Genomic DNA, 17,526 nt, shown 5'->3' with positions numbered 1-17,526 from the left:
AACATTCAATAACGCTACGATTGAGATTCGATATGGCTACTCAAGTGACGACGGTCGACTCGGCGGTCCGTTCCAAGCACGAGCCTTCTTCGACGTCCTGGTTTTGGTGGAAAGAAACCCGCCAACTGGCACCACTGTTAGTGATGCTGATTGCGGTTGCCTTCTTGTCGCTATTCTTCGACGTCGTCGGCAATTCGCTACTGGACTGGCGTGTTCCCCACGAAGCCTTGCTGTTGGCGATTCCGGGGTTGTTCGCCACCGGAGCCGGCCCCCTGCTCGTCGGGCAAGAGCGGGCTCAGCGTACGATCGAGTGGCTCATGTTACTGCCCATTTCGCCGCGACGATTGTCAACGACCAAGTTATTGGTGTCATTGGTGGGGTTGGCGATCATGTGGGTGATCGCTTTGATGCTGCTGGCCTTCCTTGAGCCCGGTTCCGCATCTTGGTCATTCGGGCTGCGACAGGGTCAAGCCCATGGGACGCTCAGTCTTCCCGTCTGGTTGGTGCACTCGATCTTTGTCTTGCTCGTTGGCTTTTATGTTTCTTGGCGAGTCGAGAATCAGTTTTACGCGTTACTGCTGCTGATCTTAATCGCGTTCAGTCCCTTCATTGCGGTTTCGTTGACAAGCACGATGGTGGGGCGACCGCTATTGTCGACCGAGTTCGATCGATGGTCGCTTGTTTTCACCTGTGTCGGCGTCGTCGCGATGGTGCCGTTGTCGACTCGGGCGGCCGTGCGGACACTCAGTGCCAAACCCGCACCTCGGGCAAGACATCTCGAAGTTCGGCAGTCGTCAGCGGTGACCTCACTCGCACCTCGATTCAAAACCCATCTCGCACCGATCATTTGGCAAAGCATCGGATCGGCAAAGGGGACCTGGTGGGTGATCACCGCCATGTTTGCCGCGGGGGCGTTTGCGTCGGTGGTCTTGGTCGCCGAGGTGCTGCCACGGTCCATCGAAACACTGATGCCGTTTTTGATTTTGTTGACCGCGGTTGCGGCCTCTTGGGTGGGCGTTTGTACTTTTAAGCATGACGGATCGACCGAGCGACTACGCTTCCTGGCCGACCGAGGTGTCTCGTGGAAAAAAACCTATCTCGCACTGCATGCGTTCCCGGTTGCTTTCCTTAGCACCGCGCTACTGTTATTCGCTTTGTGGAACATCAAGGTCGACCACTTTAGTCCTCGCGGTAACAGCCAGATGCCATCGCTACTGACGATGTTGTTCGTCACGGCATTGGTTTACTCGGTCTCTCAGTGGATCAGCCAGATGTTTCGCACGCTGATCTTGTCGGTGATCGTTGCCCCGATTTTGGCGTGGGCGGCAGTAGGCTGGTTGGGAGCCGCGTTCCAAACCTGTGGATTTCCGATTTGGGGAATGGTGCTGTGCTTGCTGGCACCGCTTGTCGCGAGTTTCTTGCTGATGAATCGGTACATGGATGGGCGTGACCGTCCGTGGACATTCGCCGTGGGGGCGGTGGTCGTCGTTGTGATCATCGGATTGCCCGTGCTGACATCGTATCGATACGTTCAATCGATCCCGGCAATGTCATCGCAGCAACGGACCACGCTACTTAACGAAGCACTGTTGATACATCAGCGCGCGACACCTGCAAACGTTGCCAACGTTAGTTTTGAGCGTGAGATTGTTGATCAATCGCGTCTCCTTCAGGATACCGACCTGGAACGCAAAGCAGACGCTTACCGCCTTGATCCCGATTCGGTGATCGAGAATTTACGGCCGGGACCGAGCGGAGAGGTTCAGCCGGGAATCGTTCAGGGAAACGCGTTTTCGCTCTGGTACGGCGGGTTCTCGCTTGCTCGGTTGAATTGGGAGTCTAATCCCGAAGCTTGGCCGGAGTATGCGAAATGGTTGACATCGTCAGCGATTCTGACGAAGTCACTGCGCGCCGGACCGAATCTGCTTTCGCAGGAGTGGGCGGATCGATTGGAAATCATGCTGCTCGACGCATTGGCATCTGAGTCCATTCGATCGAAACGCGAGACCGATGCCGTTCGCGCTGTCGTCGATGCGATTGGCGATCGGCGAATCCGGGCTCAAGCTCGCCGCGATGCCCTCTTGCAAACGTGGCGTTCAAGTCTTTTGAACCCGAACGCTTATTGGTTTGGTTTCGGCGATCACTCGCTTCCGACGAATTACAGCGGCCTTTCCGGATGGGCGATCCCGAGAAAAGACGAAGCGATGGTCTTAACGCTTCTTGATGGAATCGAAGCATCGAAACAAGATCGCTCGGACAGCGATTGGCTTCGGCGGATGCATCAACTCGCTGACGATCATCCGGGCTATCAGTGGAGTTCTTATCACCCATCGCAACGGGAAAGACCAGCCATCGAAGAGCTTCATGAACGAGATTCACACGCGTTCTCTTACGGCCTGATGTGGGGAAGAGCGTGGGAATCACTCGAACCCAAGGCGTTGTTGTCAGGTGAAGAGCGTCCATCAACCTCATCCGAACGGGAGTCGACCGAATCATGAATACGATCCAACTGACCAATGATCGTGATCGCGTCTTGTTCGCCGTCACGCTCGTGCCTGTGCTGTTGTTGGTGGCCTTCGTCGCGATCGCCGCGATCGAATGGTCACGCAATGACGCGGCAGTCCATGCCAAGTTAAGGGAGCTGGTACCCCAGGAGGTACTCAATCAACCGACGAATCCCAATGTCTTAAAACAGTATGGGATGACGGTTGACCGAGGCGACATCGACCAAACGACGTTGGTGCGACACGCACAAGCGACCAGGGCGATCGGGCTTTTGTCTTACGAAGTGGACTACTTGCAGTCGCTGGAAGGTGACGCGGTGTCTTACGGATTCGAGTTTGATTCGCTTCCACGGCTTGCGGAAATCTATCAGCGGGCCGAGCCGGCGATCGAAGTGATACGATCCCATTTGGAGTTGTTTCATGGGACGGGGACACACGACTTTTTTCGCAGCAAGTTTAATTATCACATTCGTCAACGTGACTTCGAGCAGGCCACAGAGTCGCTGAAGTTGGCCCTTCGGGAAGCAAATACAGCGATCGACGTTGACATCGCTTCGGCGATGACACAGTCGGGTTGGAAGATCGATCAGATCGAAACGATTGAACGACTGTTCGCCGAAAGTTCGTCATCAGGTGTCGAAACTGAGCGTGATCCGCAAATAGAAACAATGGGAGCGGTACTTTATTCAATCGAGTGGCTACAAGGAGACCAGCCAACGAGGTATCACAACAATTATGAAACTTCCCCCTATCCGGTCGCAGGTTCGACAAGGTTTGCGGTGCTGCAGTTTCAAATCGACGCCGCCTCCATGGTTGGCGACCGAGCTACGATCGCAGGGCTTAAGAAACAATGGCAATTGGAGGAGAAATTCTACGAGACGTTGAATCACAACATCGATACGGCTTTACAGATTCCGTTCTATAACGTCGATGATGCAAGACACTTGCGTCGCAGACCCAATATCGAGTGGAGAATTCGATTGGCGAACAACAAACGTTTCGCAAAAACGGCGATTGCGATCCGCAAGTTTGAGTTGCTACGCGGCCACTTTCCAGAATCGATCAGCCAGTTGTCCGGAATCGGATTCTCACCCTCGGAAGCCGTCGATGTGACCGGTCAGACGTTCAAGTATCAAGACCAGGATCAATCACCCAGTGGGGCTGCGATCCTGGGAAACTCCAGTGAGGGATTCGACGGACAAAGAGCGATTGCTTGGAACGAAACCACCGAATCCTGGCGTCGCAACTTGACCGTTGAATACACGGAACTCTTCTTTGCAGGGTCGCGCTCTGAATCAGATGTGTCGCCTTCGGATGAGGCTTCTGGTCAGTGATGACCGACCCGGAAACTGATGATGCCAACGGGCGAGCCGGACGTCTACGCGTTCGGCTCGTGTATTTTTGTGTCGGGCTTTGACACAATTTAAGGTTGGCAAAGGAGCACGCTCGCCATTGCGTTGCCCATTGCCATTCGAGTCACTGTCGTTACGGCTGGACGACACCAAGCATTCTCCGCTGACCTCGGCGGATGGTGATGCGGAGGGGTTCGCCGGCGCGTTCGTATTCGCCGACGATCATCTCCAATTCGCGTGCGGATTCCAGTTGGTACCGCCCGGCGGTTTCGATCACGTCACCGACCATCAAGCCTGCTTCCTCGGCCACGCTATCCGCTTCGATTTCGGTGATGATCAAGCCACCTTGAAGGTTCGTGTAGTTGTATTTCTTGGCGATCGATTCGGTCGCCGGAACGACTTTCGCGCCCAGCACTTCGCCGGCGGCGAACTGGGCCATCAGTTCATCGGTTCGTTCTTTCAGATCGACTTGAACTTGAAGCGGTTGCCCATTTCGATCGACCGTCATCGCCATCGAAGCCCCCGGCGGACGACTGGCGACATAGTTCTTCATTTGCGAGCTGGACAGCATCGGTCGGCCGTCGATTGCGGTGACGACGTCGCGAGGTTCTAGCCCGGCCTCGGCTGCGGGCATGCCGTCTAGCACCGACTGGATCATCACACCGCGACGAGACTTTAAGTTGAATCCTTCGATCGTTTTTTCGTTCACATCAGTCAAGCTGGCGCCCAGGAAACCTCGACGGACAACGCCATGCTCGATGATCGAGTTGAGTACCGGGCCGGCGAGAGAAACGGGGATCGCAAATCCGATTCCCGCACTCGAACCGCTACGCGACATGATCGCCGTGTTGATGCCAACCAATTCCCCTCGGAGATTGACCAAGGGGCCACCAGAGTTGCCGGGATTGATCGCGGCGTCGGTCTGCAAAAAGTCCTCAAAACCGTCGCCGTCATCGACGATGCCACGGACACGGTTCTTGCCGCTGATGATCCCCGCGGTCACCGTTTGATCGAGGCCGAAGGGGCTGCCGATGGCAATCACCCAATCGCCGACTTGGATGCGTTCAGAGTCACCGATCGGGATGGCGGTTAGGTCTTCTCGGTCGACCTTGACGACGGCCAAATCGGTTTGTGGGTCGGTTCCGACGATACGACCGGCTGCTTTTCTGCCGTCGCTGAATTCGATCTCGAGTTCGTCTGCGCCCTCAATTACATGGTTGTTGGTCAGGATGTAACCGTCACGGCGGACGACGACGCCGCTGCCCATCCCAGTTTCCTGGCGTTGGCGTGGCTGGATTTCCGGAATGTTAAAAAAGTCTTGAAAGCCAGGTGGGAGCTGGCGTCCGCCGATGACCCGAGTTTGTTTTGTATTGATGCTGACCACACTTGCCCGGACAAAGTTGGCAACGTTTCGAAAGGCGGTAGAAAGACCCTCGGCGGCGGCAAGGTTTTGGCCGCCCAGGGGGCGAGCGTCCGAATTGCCGAACTCTTGAAGCATGTTCTGGTTTTCACGTTGAGCAATCAACGTTTCCGCCGGTTGTCGCATGACTGGTTCTTGGGCGACTGGATCGTTTCGCAAAAACGTTGGCGATGTCATCACGACGCCCGTGACGAGCGAACCAAAAATCATCGCTCCGAGCGCACCACTGACATGTTTCCAGGTTTTGGACATCCTGTTTGACTCCACAGTTCAGGTTGATTCTGGTTTCAAAGTTGACGGTCGATCAAGGCATGTTAGACGCTTGCAAACTTTTCCCCACCGAGTGACTTTTTTACACCCCGGACCGGCGAGCTTGCCACCACGCTGGTCCGACGATCACGAAGGCTGGGTTGCCTCGGGTGTTTGCCTTGACGCGAACGTTGGCCCAGTGATTCGGCGTTGCTTTTGTTGGGGGAGAAGTGTTCAAGCGTGTCGCCAATCGGATCGATTCTCGCCTGTCAAAATAGGGCCGGTGAGGGGAATCCCAACTCGACGGCGGTGCGTCACGATGGCAGTGTGAAGGGCGAATGGCAAATCTGAGACCAAACGACTCAGCGTGCGGTTTCGGCACCCTTATATTCTGTTTTAGGGGAATTATCCGCCATTTTCCGTCCCGTGGTGGCTTCTGCATTTGGTAACTTACGACAAAGGGTAAAGGTGCCGATATCGCAACGGTGTCCCTCGATGACAAACTTCCCCCAATGAAAACCGCCGCGTGCCAATAACGGTGGCGGCGATACCTGATGACGGAACAGGTTTCCTCAAATGCGTGACATCTTGACTGTGATTTTGGCCGGAGGGCGTGGCTCACGTCTCGAACCATTGACTCGTGATCGAGCCAAGCCGGCGGTTCCTTTCGGTGGTCTTTACCGAATCATTGACTTTGTGCTGAGCAACTGTTTGAACAGTGACATGCGTCGCCTATTGTTGCTCACGCAATACAAAGCGCAATCCCTTGATCGGCACATCAATCTGGCCTGGCGGCAGTACTTTTGTCGTGAGTTGGGCGAGTTCATCGACGTCGTCCCGCCGCAGCAACGAATCGCCGGTAACTGGTATTCGGGAACTGCCGATGCCGTGTACCAAAATATCTACGCGATCGAGCGGGAGAAGCCTGAACATGTGGTCGTCTTGGCAGGAGATCACATTTACAAGATGAACTATGGCCCGATGGTCGAGTTCCATCGTAAGCGTGGTGCCGACATCACCATCGGTGCACTCCGTGTGAGCGTCGAAGAGGCAAAGCAATTCGGTGTGATGCAGATTGATCCTGACCACCGAGTCGTTGGCTTTCAAGAAAAGCCGGACGCGCCGATCCCAACGCCGGAAGATCCCGATGTGTGTTTGGCGTCGATGGGCATTTACGTATTCAGCGCACGATTTCTTTTCGAGGCGCTTTGTAATGACGCGACCAACATGGCTAGCGACCATGACTTTGGAAAAAACGTGATCCCCGGAGCGATCAACTCGCACGTCGTGTGTGCTTATCCGTTCATGGACGAGAACCGCAAAAGCGACGCGTATTGGCGCGATGTTGGGACGATCGATGCGTATTACGAGGCGTCGATGGATTTGATTTCGATCGACCCCCAACTCAACCTTTACGACGAACACTGGCCGGTTCGCGCGTTCCAGCCTAATCTGCCTCCGCCGAAGTTTGTCTTCGGTAGTGAAGGCGGATCAACACGTCGGGGCACCGCGCTCGATTCGCTCGTGTGCCAGGGCGCGATCGTCAGCGGTGGCAGTGTATCGCGCAGCATATTGGGGCCAGGCGTCCGCGTGAATAGCTACGCTTCGGTCGAAGACAGTATCTTGTTCGATGACGTCAACGTCGGTCGTCGCAGCCGATTACGACGCGTCATTGTTGACAAGGGAGTCTCGATCCCGGCGGAAACCGAAATCGGTTTTGACCCAGCCGCCGACGCCGCCCGCGGTCTGAAGATTACCGAAAGTGGATTGGTGGTGATCAGTCGAGGCGAGAAAATCGAACCTTCGAAGGTCGCCGGTTCCGTCGGTTGATGGGGATCGTCTGATGGCTATCGTCGACCGAATTGATGGCTGCCCCCAAGGGAAGTATTGAAGTCCGCGATCAAACTTTCTGGGGGATTGGTGGTTTCCTTTCCACCAGGCTTTCGATTCGCCCCGGTGATTTACGATCGGGCGTTGGCTTCGGTGATTACCGGGCAATGGTGGGCAATGCCGAATCTTTAAAGGCGGATCGTCCGTTGGACCAAAACGGTCGGCATTCACCGACGCTTCGGGGGATGATTTTCACCATCCCCTGCCGAGCGAGGGCCGGTGCATTGACATCCCTGTCCGTTATGGCGGATAACGCGGGGCATGGAAGAGTTCAAGCCCATTATCGCATCCGTCATCGCCGTCTTTCTCGTCATGGGCGTTGGAGCGGTGTGCCGTTGGGCGGGGTGGCTGACCGCCGAAGCCGACCGGACGTTGGCCAACTTGACGGCGAACGTTTTATTGCCCGCCTACTTCCTAAAGAACTTTTCCTCGCGCGAGTCTGCCGACCAACTCGAGTCATTGGCCACCACTTGGCAGGCGCCGTTGATGGGGTTTTTGACCACGGCGATTGGTTTTGGAATTGCATTGCTTTTCGCCCGCAAGATCGGCCCGCTGGTCGGATTAAAAACCGATGCGTCACAGCGTGCCTTCGCGTTGTGTGCGGGAATTTGTAATTACGGCTATATTCCCTTGCCGCTTGCCGAGCGGTTCTATCAGACAGCCGTCATCGATTTGATCGTCCACAACGTTGGTGTGACGATCGCCCTGTGGTCGATTGGGATTTCAATCATCAGCGGGACGGGGGGCGATAGCTGGAAGAAAACACTGACCAGCATTCCCTTGTGGGCGGTCGTTTTGTCGATCGCGATGAGTCTCGTTGGGCTGACCGAAAAGATTCCCGATTCAGTTCAGACGGCGATCGATTCGCTGGGGTCTTGCGCGATCCCGATGGGGCTGTTGCTCAGCGGAGCGATCATCATTGATTTCGTTCGAGACCGATCTTGGATCATGGCGCCCGGTGTAATTTTGTCCGCGATCGGGATCCGTCAGATTTTGTTGCCGGCGATCTTGATCGTCACCAGCGGCGCGGTCGTCACGACGACCGATTTACGAACCGTTGCAATGCTGCAGGCAGCGATGCCGTCGGCGGTCTTTCCGATCGTGTTGGCAAAGCTTTACGATCGCGACACGCAAACCGCACTTCGCGTGGTGCTGGGAACCTCGCTGGCGGGACTGGTCATGATCCCGCTATGGCTGGCAATCGGTGCGTGGTGGTTAGGCCTCTCGCAACCCGCGAGTACGCCTTCGTAAGCTCACTTCGCCTGTTGGTCGGTCGTTGCCGAAGCTTGGCGAACGGGATTGGCCAATTGGTTTGCATCTGCGGGAGCGTTTTCCTTGGGGACGTACTTTCTGCCGGTGATCAAGACCAGCATCGTGGTCCGGACGTCCTCGGTGACCTGCTTTCCGAACATTTGCCCTGCATAAGGCACCGCTTTTAATGTTGGCGAAACTTCGGTCTTTGTCCGTCGCTGTGTCTGTTCAAAAAACGGATCCATCATGACGGTGTCACCTTCGGCGACTTGTTTAGAAAGTGCGGCGAGTCGAATTTCCTGGGTCGGAAGTTGCAACGACTTTGGGCTTTCACCGATCCCGTAGATCTTCAGATTGCGAACACTGGCGATGCGAGATTGCTGCAGTTTTGTTCGAACGGTCAATTGATCGCCTTCCCATTCGCCTTCGACCGCCAAGTCGACGCCTTCGTCAAGGACTTCGATACCAGTTTCGAAAGAGACTTGATCCTCGACCAGCACTTCGTTCATCTTGGACAGAAATGGACGCTGAACCTTTTTCTGAATCGCACCGGTTTGTCCCGGGGCGACGATCATGGTTGGGGCGCTGACCAGATTGCTGTTTTCGTTGTCGCGGACTGCCGCAAGAACGGCGAACATGCGAGCGTCGTCGATGGTGGCGGAGGAGATCACGCTCCCGGAAACAGTTCGATGGAAGCTCGCCGATGACGAAGGCTCGTTTTCGACGATCAAGCTTTCTTGGTCTTCGATCGCGGTGATCTCAGTCGTGATGCTTTCCGGATCGGCAAGTGCGTAGATCTGGTCGCGGGTCTCGGCGTCGACCGAAATGATGCGGATCTCGAACTTGATCAGTTCGCGTGGAACCTGGTGGGAAGCCTGACGCAGCATTCGCGCGGCGATTGTTTCACGCCCCAGCAGCGCGTCGGCGCCGCCGCTGACAAAGAGTGCGGCCGGAGGCAGCGGGGCGATCTTTTCCGCTGTACTTCCATAGGCGGTACTTCCATAGGCTGTGGTTACATCAGCGGTGGCTTCCTCGACATCAGTCTTCTTTCCTGGTGCGACCGTCGGATCGGTCGCCTGGACAAGTGGAAGCCACGTACAAATCGCTAGTCCGAACCCAAGCACCCTTACTGAAATCCGTCCCATCAAACCGACCCTCATTGTGTTTTGCTGCAAGACGCATCGTCTATAGCAAAAGGACACGAAGGGAGGAAAGACTGATGGGGGAGTGGTCGCCCGCCTCGGTTCATGCGAGTATTTCCTCTCGCAACCGGCGACATCAACGCGACGGTTTCAACCGGGGGTGAACACTATGACTTGGTCTCGGCCTGCCGTGCCCCGGATGCTTGCATGGTGCTCGTTCCACGCCCAATTCCGATCTGTTGCAGCATTGCAATTGAAATCGACATCATGTTTCCGTGAACCGTTTGAATCACGATTTGGGCGCCAGTGGCACCGCCAGCGGCGGATTGCGGAGTCAAGGTAACCATCGTAGGCCTCGTAGATGGAAGTGAAGGAAGACAACCCTTTATCGGCCACCGCTCGGTTGCAACATTCATTCCAATTCGTTGGTTGAGCCAACATCTTTGAATTTGGACGGCGTGAACGACGCCCTCGCTGTGTTCTCAAGTCTCTACGGCGGCTTTACGACGACCGTCGGCGGACACCGTGCCTCACAAAAGCTCAGTGTGTCCTTTAGCAAGGTTGGTGACGCTTCATCGATGTGGCATCAAATTGACAATCGCTTCTCAGGTTGAGATTCTGCTGTTTCGAATTGCGTCGCGGTAGCTTTGGCCGACGCCGATCCCAAGCAACGTGAACGCGATCACAGATTCATAACGCAGCGGACCCATGAACGACGCACTGCCAAGGCTCCAGCCCATATACCACAACGCACAGAAGAATAGTGACCACGCAAGGTGACGGGTGAAGCGGTCGATTTCCCATAGTCGCCAGCATTGGACGATCACCGTGACCATGGCAACGCTCCATAGCGTGAAACCGATCAGCCCGGTCCCCGCGAAGATTTGCAGGTAGATGTTGTGGGCGGTGTGGTTGGCAAAGTGATTCCAAACGTAAAGGCTGCCGGTTCGACTGGTCACATAATAACCATGACCGGTCAGCGGAGCGTGTAAGTATTCCGACCAAATCGCGGTCCACATCTCTTGCCTACCGGAAGCTTGACGCAACTGGGCAAGGTCTTGGCCTCGCATCAGATATTGAACGCTCGATCCGAGCCCTTGATCGATCAGTGTGAAGCCCGGATCGACGATGATTACCACCAGCGAGAGAACCGCCGCACCGACAATCATCGCGCCGCGGCGACGGGTCGAACCAAAGGAAAACAGACATACCGGGATGATCAGTCCGGCGAGCACCGTCGCCGTACGACTGTTGCTAAGCAGCAGCAGCGGGCCACAGGTCAAAATACTAACGGCCAGCACGCGAGCTGACCAATGAAAGCGAAACGCGGTGTACGCAATCGTTGCCAGCAGTAACCCAAGTGCGGCGGCGGCGCCTGACGCCGTCGGGTGAACCAAACCGTCGCCTTGGACGTTCAGAATTTCACGGTCCAGTCCCGAAGTCACCGGATCGAAGACGTAGACCGTTACGATGAAGGTCGCCAACAGAATTAGACTTTGGCAGAGGTGCCGAAAAAGCCGTGAAACATTCCCGCGATGGTCGCAGACCGAAGCGACAATGATCGAATGCAGCAACAATGAGAATAGACCGCCGGCTTGGCTAAGCGAAACCGTTTTTAACGGTGACCATAAAATGGTGGTCACCGCCCATGCGAAAAAGAGCAGCCATCCGCCGAACGATTGAACTGACCGGTCGATCGAATTCGAGCGAAAACCGAACACGATAATCAGTGAACCGATCGCGACGGTCGATGCCAAGAGAATGGCTTTGGTGAGCGCGAAGTATCGATCCAGTCCGGCGTTCTCCGGCGGAATTCCAGGTGTAGTGTATGTAAGCAGCGGAAGCAGATAGATCACCGCGATGCAGAACCGTGTCCGGGTTTGGGCACTCGACAACCAAGTTCGCATGTCGGCGAGTTTGGTCAGTAAGATGCCGTGCCGAGTCACCTGCTGCCTGACTCGTTGTGAATGCACCGGCGGATGGCGAAGCGGCGGCTGGGGCATGAGCGTTTACTTCGCCAGCCGCTTGGCGGGGTCTTCATTGTCATGTGACGCAGCACCTGACGGTTGAGGAGTGGTGTCTTGGAACATCGAATCCAAGCGAGCTTCTTCCTCGTCTGCTCGGTTCGACGATCCAGTTGCGTTTATCGGAGGACAAGCAGGGAGATCGGTCAGCGGTTCTGATGCCTGCTTTGTTTCATCCCAGCCGGCGAGTAGTAACGGCAAACCAAGAATTGTTGCGAAGCTAGCGAACATGCCCAACGCGGCGACGAGCGATTTCTTGGGGCTGATCGGCCGTTCTTCGAGGCTCGCATTCTGAATCACGTTCACGCTTGTAATGCGACGTTGCCGCAGCGCTTCGTCAATCCTCGCTTGGTCCAATCGTTTGCTGTGTTCGGCATACTGACGTTGGAGTACATCGACGCGGCGATCCAAAAACGAAATGTGTTGCTCGGTCGTATTCAGGTCAGCCATTTCTGACTGCAGTTGTTTGACTTGGGCGAGCAGGGTTTCACGTTGTCGTTGATGCCCCGCTTCGGCGGCTTTCTCCATCAGCAGTTCTTGTTGCAATTGCTGAAACACGGGGTTGATCCCGCTGGTGATTTCGGCGCGACCTTCGTCCTGCTGGTCGACGATTTGTTGGGCTTCGGCGAGTTGGCTACGGATGGTGATCAGTCGTGGATGATCGGACTTGTATTTTGCGGCAAACTCTCTTTCGAGGACTTCCAACTCGAACAACCGGCCGCGCATTTCGTCACGGGCTTCGTTCGCCTTGCCTTTGACCTCGTCGGTGACGGTGCGGTTTTCGGTTTTGGATAAAGAGGCGAGTAGTATTTCGGAGCGAGCTTGGCTTCCGGCGAGCAGCGTTTCGGTCTGAGACAACGATTGTCGCACTTGGGCGAGTTGATTCTCGAGCAGCTTTTGATGCCCGGCGACGGTGACCAACTCACTTTCCGTTTTCGCCGCTCGCAAATCCGCATAAGCCTGTTCGAGCTTGGTACGCATTTCATCTTCTTCGGCAAGAAAGAATTGATGAGCGCCGCTGGTTCGGTGCAGTTCGGCATGTTTGCCGAGGTAGCAATTCAGCCAAGTCGCGAGGATCTGCTGTGCGAGGGTGGGTGATTTTGCTCGGTACTCGGCATCGACCACGCTTGCTTCGCTGGTGGCAAAGACCTCTAGGTGGCTGCCAAGTTCGCGGATGGCTCGTTCGCGGTCGGTGATCGGATCGATCGATGCGATTGCCGCACCGGCGGAGTTTTTTAGTTGACTGAGCCAGCCGGCGGCTGAATCAGTCGCTTGTTCGGTGACCGCAGAGGTTTGGTTGGCGGCGCGATCGCCTTGCAGGATCAGTTCGGAACCGAGTCGATCGACGACTTCGGCGAGCACCGATCGGCTGTGCATCACTTGGAGCGCGGTTTCGATGTCGTTCTTGCGCGTCACCTGCAAGTTGACCATCTGTCCGGCAGCTTCGACGGTCGGGTCGATCGTGGCATTTTCGTGGCCGACCCGAAGCAACAGTTGTGATCGCGAGCGGTAGGTGCGTGGAAAATACAGAATCACCAATACCGTCAAGGCAACGATGATCACGACCGGGGCAAACGTCAAAACGACGTGCCGGCGAATCGATCGGGCCCAGATGACGAGAAGGTCCATGAATGCTGCAAACGGCCAGTGATACAGTAAGACAGTGAAACGAGTGTTCCGTTACCCTTTGGAAATAAGATTTGCCGATTGGCGCAAGCCATGGTTTTTATGCAATAACCGGGGCTAACGCCCGTCGGCGGATGAGCCAAACTCAAACTTAAATCTTGGCGGAGCACGAGAAACGATACAGGCAGACCCGTCCGCTCTGCTGCGATGACCGTTTGCAGGTTAGTTATCGACTTAAAAACGATGGCAAAATCTGACAAAATAACTGTGATCGAACAGCATGTTTCGCTCGCCGATGCGTGTTATGACGGCTGTGTGCCGTATCGCCGAAACAATTGGCGCTGCTGTTCGAAGAGCACGATGCCGGCCGTAGTCGCCAAGTTCAAGCTGCGGACGACTTTGGTGGTCGGCAATCGTAGGGCTTGGGGGTCGCCCGGTTGTACGATGGACCGTGGCAGGCCACTCGATTCGCTGCCGAAAACAAAGCAGTCGCCGTAGTCAAACTCGACATCCCAGATCGTCCGTTCGGCGAATCGTGAGAAGTAGTAAATGTTTGTCGCAGGCAGTTTCTCGGTCAGTTCCGTCCAATTTTCGGCGTCTTCGAGATCCAAGTGCTGCCAGTAATCTAGTCCCGCGCGGCGAACACGGGCGTCGCTGTAATCGAATCCTGCGGGACGAACGATCCAGAGTTTGGCACCGACGGCAACACATGACCGACCGATGTTTCCGGTGTTCGGTGGAATTTCCGGTTGATACAGCACGACGTGGGCGACGGGACCGGCACCACCTGGAACGGGTGAGGCATTGGGATCGGGGGCGTCAGACATTCAGTGGTTCCGGGAAAAGCCATCGGTGGCCAGCGCAATCGTCGCTGGCCTTTTCAGTCCTGGTGGGCTTGCGTGGCGATCGCTTAGTCAGTGCCGACTCGTTCTGGCGGTGGGTTGCAAAGCGGTACTCGCGCGTGACAAACTGTCCATACATCATGACAGATTCCGCGCAGTTTTCAGCGGGGTATCTACGATCATCCAGAACGCCCCCAGCCCTCGTCAACTTTTCTGACGCCGGTTTCCACTTACGGTAACGGCCCTATTCATGCCGATCCAAGTCACTTGCCGACATTGCCTGAAGCGATTCCAAGTTAGCGACAAGTTCGCCGGAAAAACCGGGCCTTGCCCCAGTTGCAAAAAGCCAATCGAGATTCCCTCGCTTGACGAACAAGTCGTCATTCACGCGCCCAAGGATGATTCTCCGAAGGACAGCAAGGGGCAGAGCGTCCTGAAGCCGATCGAACGCAAGGAAACCGACGTCACTCGAACCGGATTGTTGATCACCATTGGCGCGATCGTGATCGTGTTCGCACTCGCGTTCGTGTTTCGGTTCACACACCCCGATGGGGTTCCGTTGGCGGCGAAGTTGATCGGGCTGCTGCTTTTGGCGCCGCCACTGATTTGGGCAGGTTACAGTTTTCTATACGACCAAGAACGTGAACCCTATGTGGGTCCCGAGCTCCGCAACCGCGTCCTGATATGTTCGGCGATCTTTCCGTTGGTTTGGTGCGTGTACGCATTTGTCCCGTCTTACGTACTTGAACTTGACCAGACCAATCAGATGTCGTGGGCGGTGTTCGGTGTGACACTTTGCATCATGATCGCGCTTGGTGCGATCGCGTCTGCGGCCACGTTTGAAATCGAGTACTTCAGCGGAATCATTCACGCCGGCATGTACTTCATTTCAATCGTCTTACTGGCGTTTGCCAGCGGCGTTACATTGGCAGGCGTCGAAACCGAAGACGACTTCGACGAGGAACTTGTTGGGCGGTCCGACCGTGTCGAGCAAATCGCCCACCTGGAACCTCGCGTTGACGCTTTCAATACAACTCTCACGATGACATCGCCCCGCCTGTGACTCGCCTTCCCGAAATCGATCTTTTTCACCAAGCCGGCGCGGGATCTGGTTCGCTCGTTCGTGTTCCGCCTTCAGATTCGGTACCGCTATCGGATCGTGTTCGACGATTGTTGGACACCGCGGCGATGCATCGGCTTGCCGGAATCAGTCAACTCGGATTGGTTTCAACCGTTTACCCCGGGGCGATGCACACGCGTTTGGAGCATACGTTGGGGGTTTATCAAAACGCCCTGCGATTTCTCGCCCGGTTTTTGGGGGACTCGGTGGCATCGGATTGGCTGGACGAACCCCATTGCGACGCGTTCGTGCTGGCGGCACTATTGCACGACATCGGACATTGGCCGTTTTGTCATCCGATCGAAGATATGCAGCTAGACGAAATCCCTCGTCATGAGCAGCGTGCGATCGACTTGATTCGAAGTGGCGAATTGGCTGATCTGATCGATCGCGATTGGCGCTGTTCGGCCGAAGATGTTGTCGCGTTGTTGGCCGGAGACAACCAGAATCGCACGGACGGGCCATTCCGTGCCAAGCAATTCTTAGCCAGTTGCCTTAGCGGTCCGGTCGACATCGACAAGTTGGATTACCTGCAGCGTGATAGCTTGCACTGCGGTGTCGACTATGGCCGAAACTTTGATGCCGGACGTTTGATTTCGTCGCTGGTAATCGATCCCCAATCATCTCGCCTCGCCGTCGGCGAAAAGGGACGCACCGCGGCCGAAATGATGGTCTTTTCCAGATACATCATGTTCAGCGAAGTGTATTGGCACCACGCCGTTCGGTCGGCGACGGCGATGTTGCAGCGGGCGGTGTTCTTATTGCATCACCGGATCGACTTATCGGCGTCGCTGAAATTCGCTGATGCCGAATGGATCGCCCAGCTCCGCCGGACCGCCGCCGGAAGCCTCGCCGAACCGATGGTCGAAGGTTTGTTTGGTGCCCGCCGACAACTTTTTAAACGGGTGGCCGAATTTAGCATGCTTAACGGCGAAGCGGTTCATCAGGCACTGGCACATCGACCACACTGGTGGCTGGTCGCGTTGTCCGAAACGTTGGCTCAGGAGTTATCCAAACGGTACCGAGTCGCGCTCGCACCGGCCGATTTATTGATCGATGCCCCGCCGGTCAAATTGGAAGTCGATATCAACACCACCGTGATTCATAAAGACGGCACACGATCTCGACTCGGAGACGTTTCTCCGGTTGCCGCCGTACTTGCCGAACGTCAATTTGACCACCACGTCAAACGGGTCCGACTGTTCGTCCGTCCCGGACTCCGCGATCAGCTTCGCGACAAACTCCCCACCAATCAACACTGGGCCGATCTTTTGCTCGAAACGGCTCAACAATCGGAGAACCAATGGGCTTCAAAGTGAACGACGTCGTTAACGGAATCAGGGTGATCGTTTGCGAGGATTCCGACGCGGCTTCCCGCACCACTGCCGACTTGATCGCCGACCAACTTCGCGAACGCCCCCAATCAGTGCTTGGGTTGGCGACCGGAGGGACTCCGTTGAAAACGTATGAAAACCTGATTGAGCTCCATCGCGACGGTCAGATTAGCTTTGCCGAAGCGACGTCATTTAACCTGGATGAATACGTTGGCTTATCGGGAGATCATCCGCAAAGCTATCGGTCGTTCATGAACCAAACGTTGTTTTCAAAAGTTGACATCGCCCCTGAGAGGACTCACGTTCCCGACGGGCTTGCGTCGGATGTCCCCGCACACTGCACCGCCTACGAAGACAGTATCCAATCGCACGGCGGGATCGACTTGCAGCTACTGGGGATCGGGCACAACGGGCATATCGCGTTCAACGAACCCGGATCGTCAGTGGACAGTCGGACGCGACGGGTTGATTTGACCGATGACACGATCGAAAAAAATGCTCGCTTCTTTGATTCGCCGGATGAAGTGCCCCGCGAAGCGATCACGATGGGGATCGCGACGATCTTGCAAGCGAAGAAGATCGTCCTGCTGGCAATCGGAAGTGGGAAGACAGCCGCGATCAAGTCAATGCTGTTCGGCGAGGTGACTGACGAGGTTCCGGCGAGTTTTCTAAGGCAGCACGTTGGCGTCACCGTCGTTCTAGACGCCGCGGCAGCCGACGGGCTGTTCGATTCGCAATAATAAAGCGGTTCCGATCACGCACATCCTCGCGC

General features: G+C 55.8%; 13 protein-coding genes. 7 read left to right on the top strand and 6 right to left on the bottom strand.

Annotated elements, in window-relative coordinates:
- Positions 1-32 precede the first annotated feature (32 nt).
- Entirely contained in the window at positions 33-2,498 is a 2,466-nt protein-coding gene (locus FYC48_RS02010) for an ABC-2 transporter permease (RefSeq protein ID WP_149495016.1), read from the top strand.
- Positions 2,495-3,838 carry a hypothetical protein gene (locus FYC48_RS02005; RefSeq protein WP_149495015.1) on the top strand — a complete coding sequence of 448 codons (1,344 nt, stop codon included), beginning with the start codon at positions 2,495-2,497 and terminating at the stop codon, positions 3,836-3,838. The genes FYC48_RS02010 and FYC48_RS02005 overlap by 4 nt, the downstream gene beginning before the upstream one ends.
- Before the next feature lie 151 nt (positions 3,839-3,989).
- Here FYC48_RS02005 and FYC48_RS02000 read toward each other — a convergent pair whose 3' ends face one another.
- Positions 3,990-5,528, bottom strand: a complete 1,539-nt coding sequence (locus tag FYC48_RS02000) for a Do family serine endopeptidase (RefSeq protein WP_149495014.1) — start codon at positions 5,526-5,528, stop codon at positions 3,990-3,992.
- 573 nt (positions 5,529-6,101) lie between these two features.
- Between FYC48_RS02000 and glgC the strand changes: the two genes are divergently transcribed.
- The gene (gene glgC, locus FYC48_RS01995; RefSeq protein WP_149495013.1) at positions 6,102-7,355 is read left to right on the top strand and encodes a glucose-1-phosphate adenylyltransferase; all 1,254 of its coding nucleotides are present in this window, start codon (positions 6,102-6,104) and stop codon (positions 7,353-7,355) included.
- 321 nt (positions 7,356-7,676) lie between these two features.
- Positions 7,677-8,666 (top strand): AEC family transporter, encoded by a 990-nt coding sequence (locus tag FYC48_RS01990; protein ID WP_149495012.1) that lies wholly within the window; start codon positions 7,677-7,679, stop codon positions 8,664-8,666.
- A gap of 2 nt (positions 8,667-8,668) precedes the next feature.
- Here FYC48_RS01990 and FYC48_RS01985 read toward each other — a convergent pair whose 3' ends face one another.
- The 5 genes from FYC48_RS01985 to FYC48_RS01965 all read right to left on the bottom strand — a co-directional run bounded on the left by FYC48_RS01985 (position 8,669) and on the right by FYC48_RS01965 (position 14,285).
- A complete protein-coding gene (locus FYC48_RS01985) occupies positions 8,669-9,811 on the bottom strand; it encodes a hypothetical protein (protein WP_160149278.1) in 1,143 nt (380 codons plus the stop codon).
- Between the two features lie 164 nt (positions 9,812-9,975).
- Positions 9,976-10,155: a hypothetical protein gene (locus FYC48_RS01980; protein WP_149495010.1), complete on the bottom strand. Its 180-nt coding sequence runs from the start codon at positions 10,153-10,155 to the stop codon at positions 9,976-9,978.
- 258 nt (positions 10,156-10,413) lie between these two features.
- Positions 10,414-11,811 carry an O-antigen ligase family protein gene (locus FYC48_RS01975; protein WP_149495009.1) on the bottom strand — a complete coding sequence of 466 codons (1,398 nt, stop codon included), beginning with the start codon at positions 11,809-11,811 and terminating at the stop codon, positions 10,414-10,416.
- Positions 11,812-11,817: 6 nt separating this feature from the next.
- The gene (locus FYC48_RS01970; protein WP_149495008.1) at positions 11,818-13,461 is read right to left on the bottom strand and encodes a GumC family protein; all 1,644 of its coding nucleotides are present in this window, start codon (positions 13,459-13,461) and stop codon (positions 11,818-11,820) included.
- A 299-nt stretch (positions 13,462-13,760) separates the two neighbouring features.
- Positions 13,761-14,285, bottom strand: coding sequence for a tRNA (cytidine(34)-2'-O)-methyltransferase (locus tag FYC48_RS01965; RefSeq protein WP_149495007.1), 525 nt, complete (start codon positions 14,283-14,285; stop codon positions 13,761-13,763).
- A gap of 265 nt (positions 14,286-14,550) precedes the next feature.
- On the opposite strand from FYC48_RS01965, the gene FYC48_RS01960 reads away from it, so the two are divergent.
- Genes FYC48_RS01960 through nagB form a run of 3 tightly spaced genes read left to right on the top strand, consistent with a single transcriptional unit; the run spans position 14,551 to position 17,494 of the window.
- The gene (locus FYC48_RS01960) at positions 14,551-15,363 is read left to right on the top strand and encodes a hypothetical protein (protein ID WP_200836513.1); all 813 of its coding nucleotides are present in this window, start codon (positions 14,551-14,553) and stop codon (positions 15,361-15,363) included.
- On the top strand, positions 15,360-16,739 hold the full coding sequence (locus FYC48_RS01955; RefSeq protein ID WP_149495006.1) for an HD domain-containing protein: 1,380 nt from the start codon (positions 15,360-15,362) through the stop codon (positions 16,737-16,739). Before FYC48_RS01960 ends, FYC48_RS01955 begins: the two co-directional genes overlap by 4 nt.
- Positions 16,724-17,494 carry a glucosamine-6-phosphate deaminase gene (gene nagB, locus FYC48_RS01950; RefSeq protein WP_200836512.1) on the top strand — a complete coding sequence of 257 codons (771 nt, stop codon included), beginning with the start codon at positions 16,724-16,726 and terminating at the stop codon, positions 17,492-17,494. Before FYC48_RS01955 ends, nagB begins: the two co-directional genes overlap by 16 nt.
- The last annotated feature ends 32 nt before the right edge of the window (positions 17,495-17,526 follow it).

The sequence above is a fragment of the Roseiconus lacunae genome, assembly GCF_008312935.1.
GTDB classification, from domain to species: Bacteria; Planctomycetota; Planctomycetia; order Pirellulales; family Pirellulaceae; genus Stieleria; species Stieleria lacunae.
The sequence above is the reverse complement of the archived record's forward strand: the minus strand, read 5'-3'. Positions and strand labels throughout refer to the sequence as shown.

Bases quoted from the DNA above. Each gene is read 5' to 3' on its own strand.
- FYC48_RS02010 (WP_149495016.1), top strand. From the start codon at position 33: ATGGCTACTCAAGTGACGACGGTCGACTCGGCGGTCCGTTCCAAGCAC.
- FYC48_RS02005 (WP_149495015.1), top strand. From the start codon at position 2,495: ATGAATACGATCCAACTGACCAATGATCGTGATCGCGTCTTGTTCGCC.
- FYC48_RS02000 (WP_149495014.1), bottom strand. From the start codon at position 5,528: ATGTCCAAAACCTGGAAACATGTCAGTGGTGCGCTCGGAGCGATGATT.
- glgC (WP_149495013.1), top strand. From the start codon at position 6,102: ATGCGTGACATCTTGACTGTGATTTTGGCCGGAGGGCGTGGCTCACGT.
- FYC48_RS01990 (WP_149495012.1), top strand. From the start codon at position 7,677: ATGGAAGAGTTCAAGCCCATTATCGCATCCGTCATCGCCGTCTTTCTC.
- FYC48_RS01985 (WP_160149278.1), bottom strand. From the start codon at position 9,811: ATGGGACGGATTTCAGTAAGGGTGCTTGGGTTCGGACTAGCGATTTGT.
- FYC48_RS01980 (WP_149495010.1), bottom strand. From the start codon at position 10,155: ATGGTTACCTTGACTCCGCAATCCGCCGCTGGCGGTGCCACTGGCGCC.
- FYC48_RS01975 (WP_149495009.1), bottom strand. From the start codon at position 11,811: ATGCCCCAGCCGCCGCTTCGCCATCCGCCGGTGCATTCACAACGAGTC.
- FYC48_RS01970 (WP_149495008.1), bottom strand. From the start codon at position 13,461: ATGGACCTTCTCGTCATCTGGGCCCGATCGATTCGCCGGCACGTCGTT.
- FYC48_RS01965 (WP_149495007.1), bottom strand. From the start codon at position 14,285: ATGTCTGACGCCCCCGATCCCAATGCCTCACCCGTTCCAGGTGGTGCC.
- FYC48_RS01960 (WP_200836513.1), top strand. From the start codon at position 14,551: ATGCCGATCCAAGTCACTTGCCGACATTGCCTGAAGCGATTCCAAGTT.
- nagB (WP_200836512.1), top strand. From the start codon at position 16,724: ATGGGCTTCAAAGTGAACGACGTCGTTAACGGAATCAGGGTGATCGTT.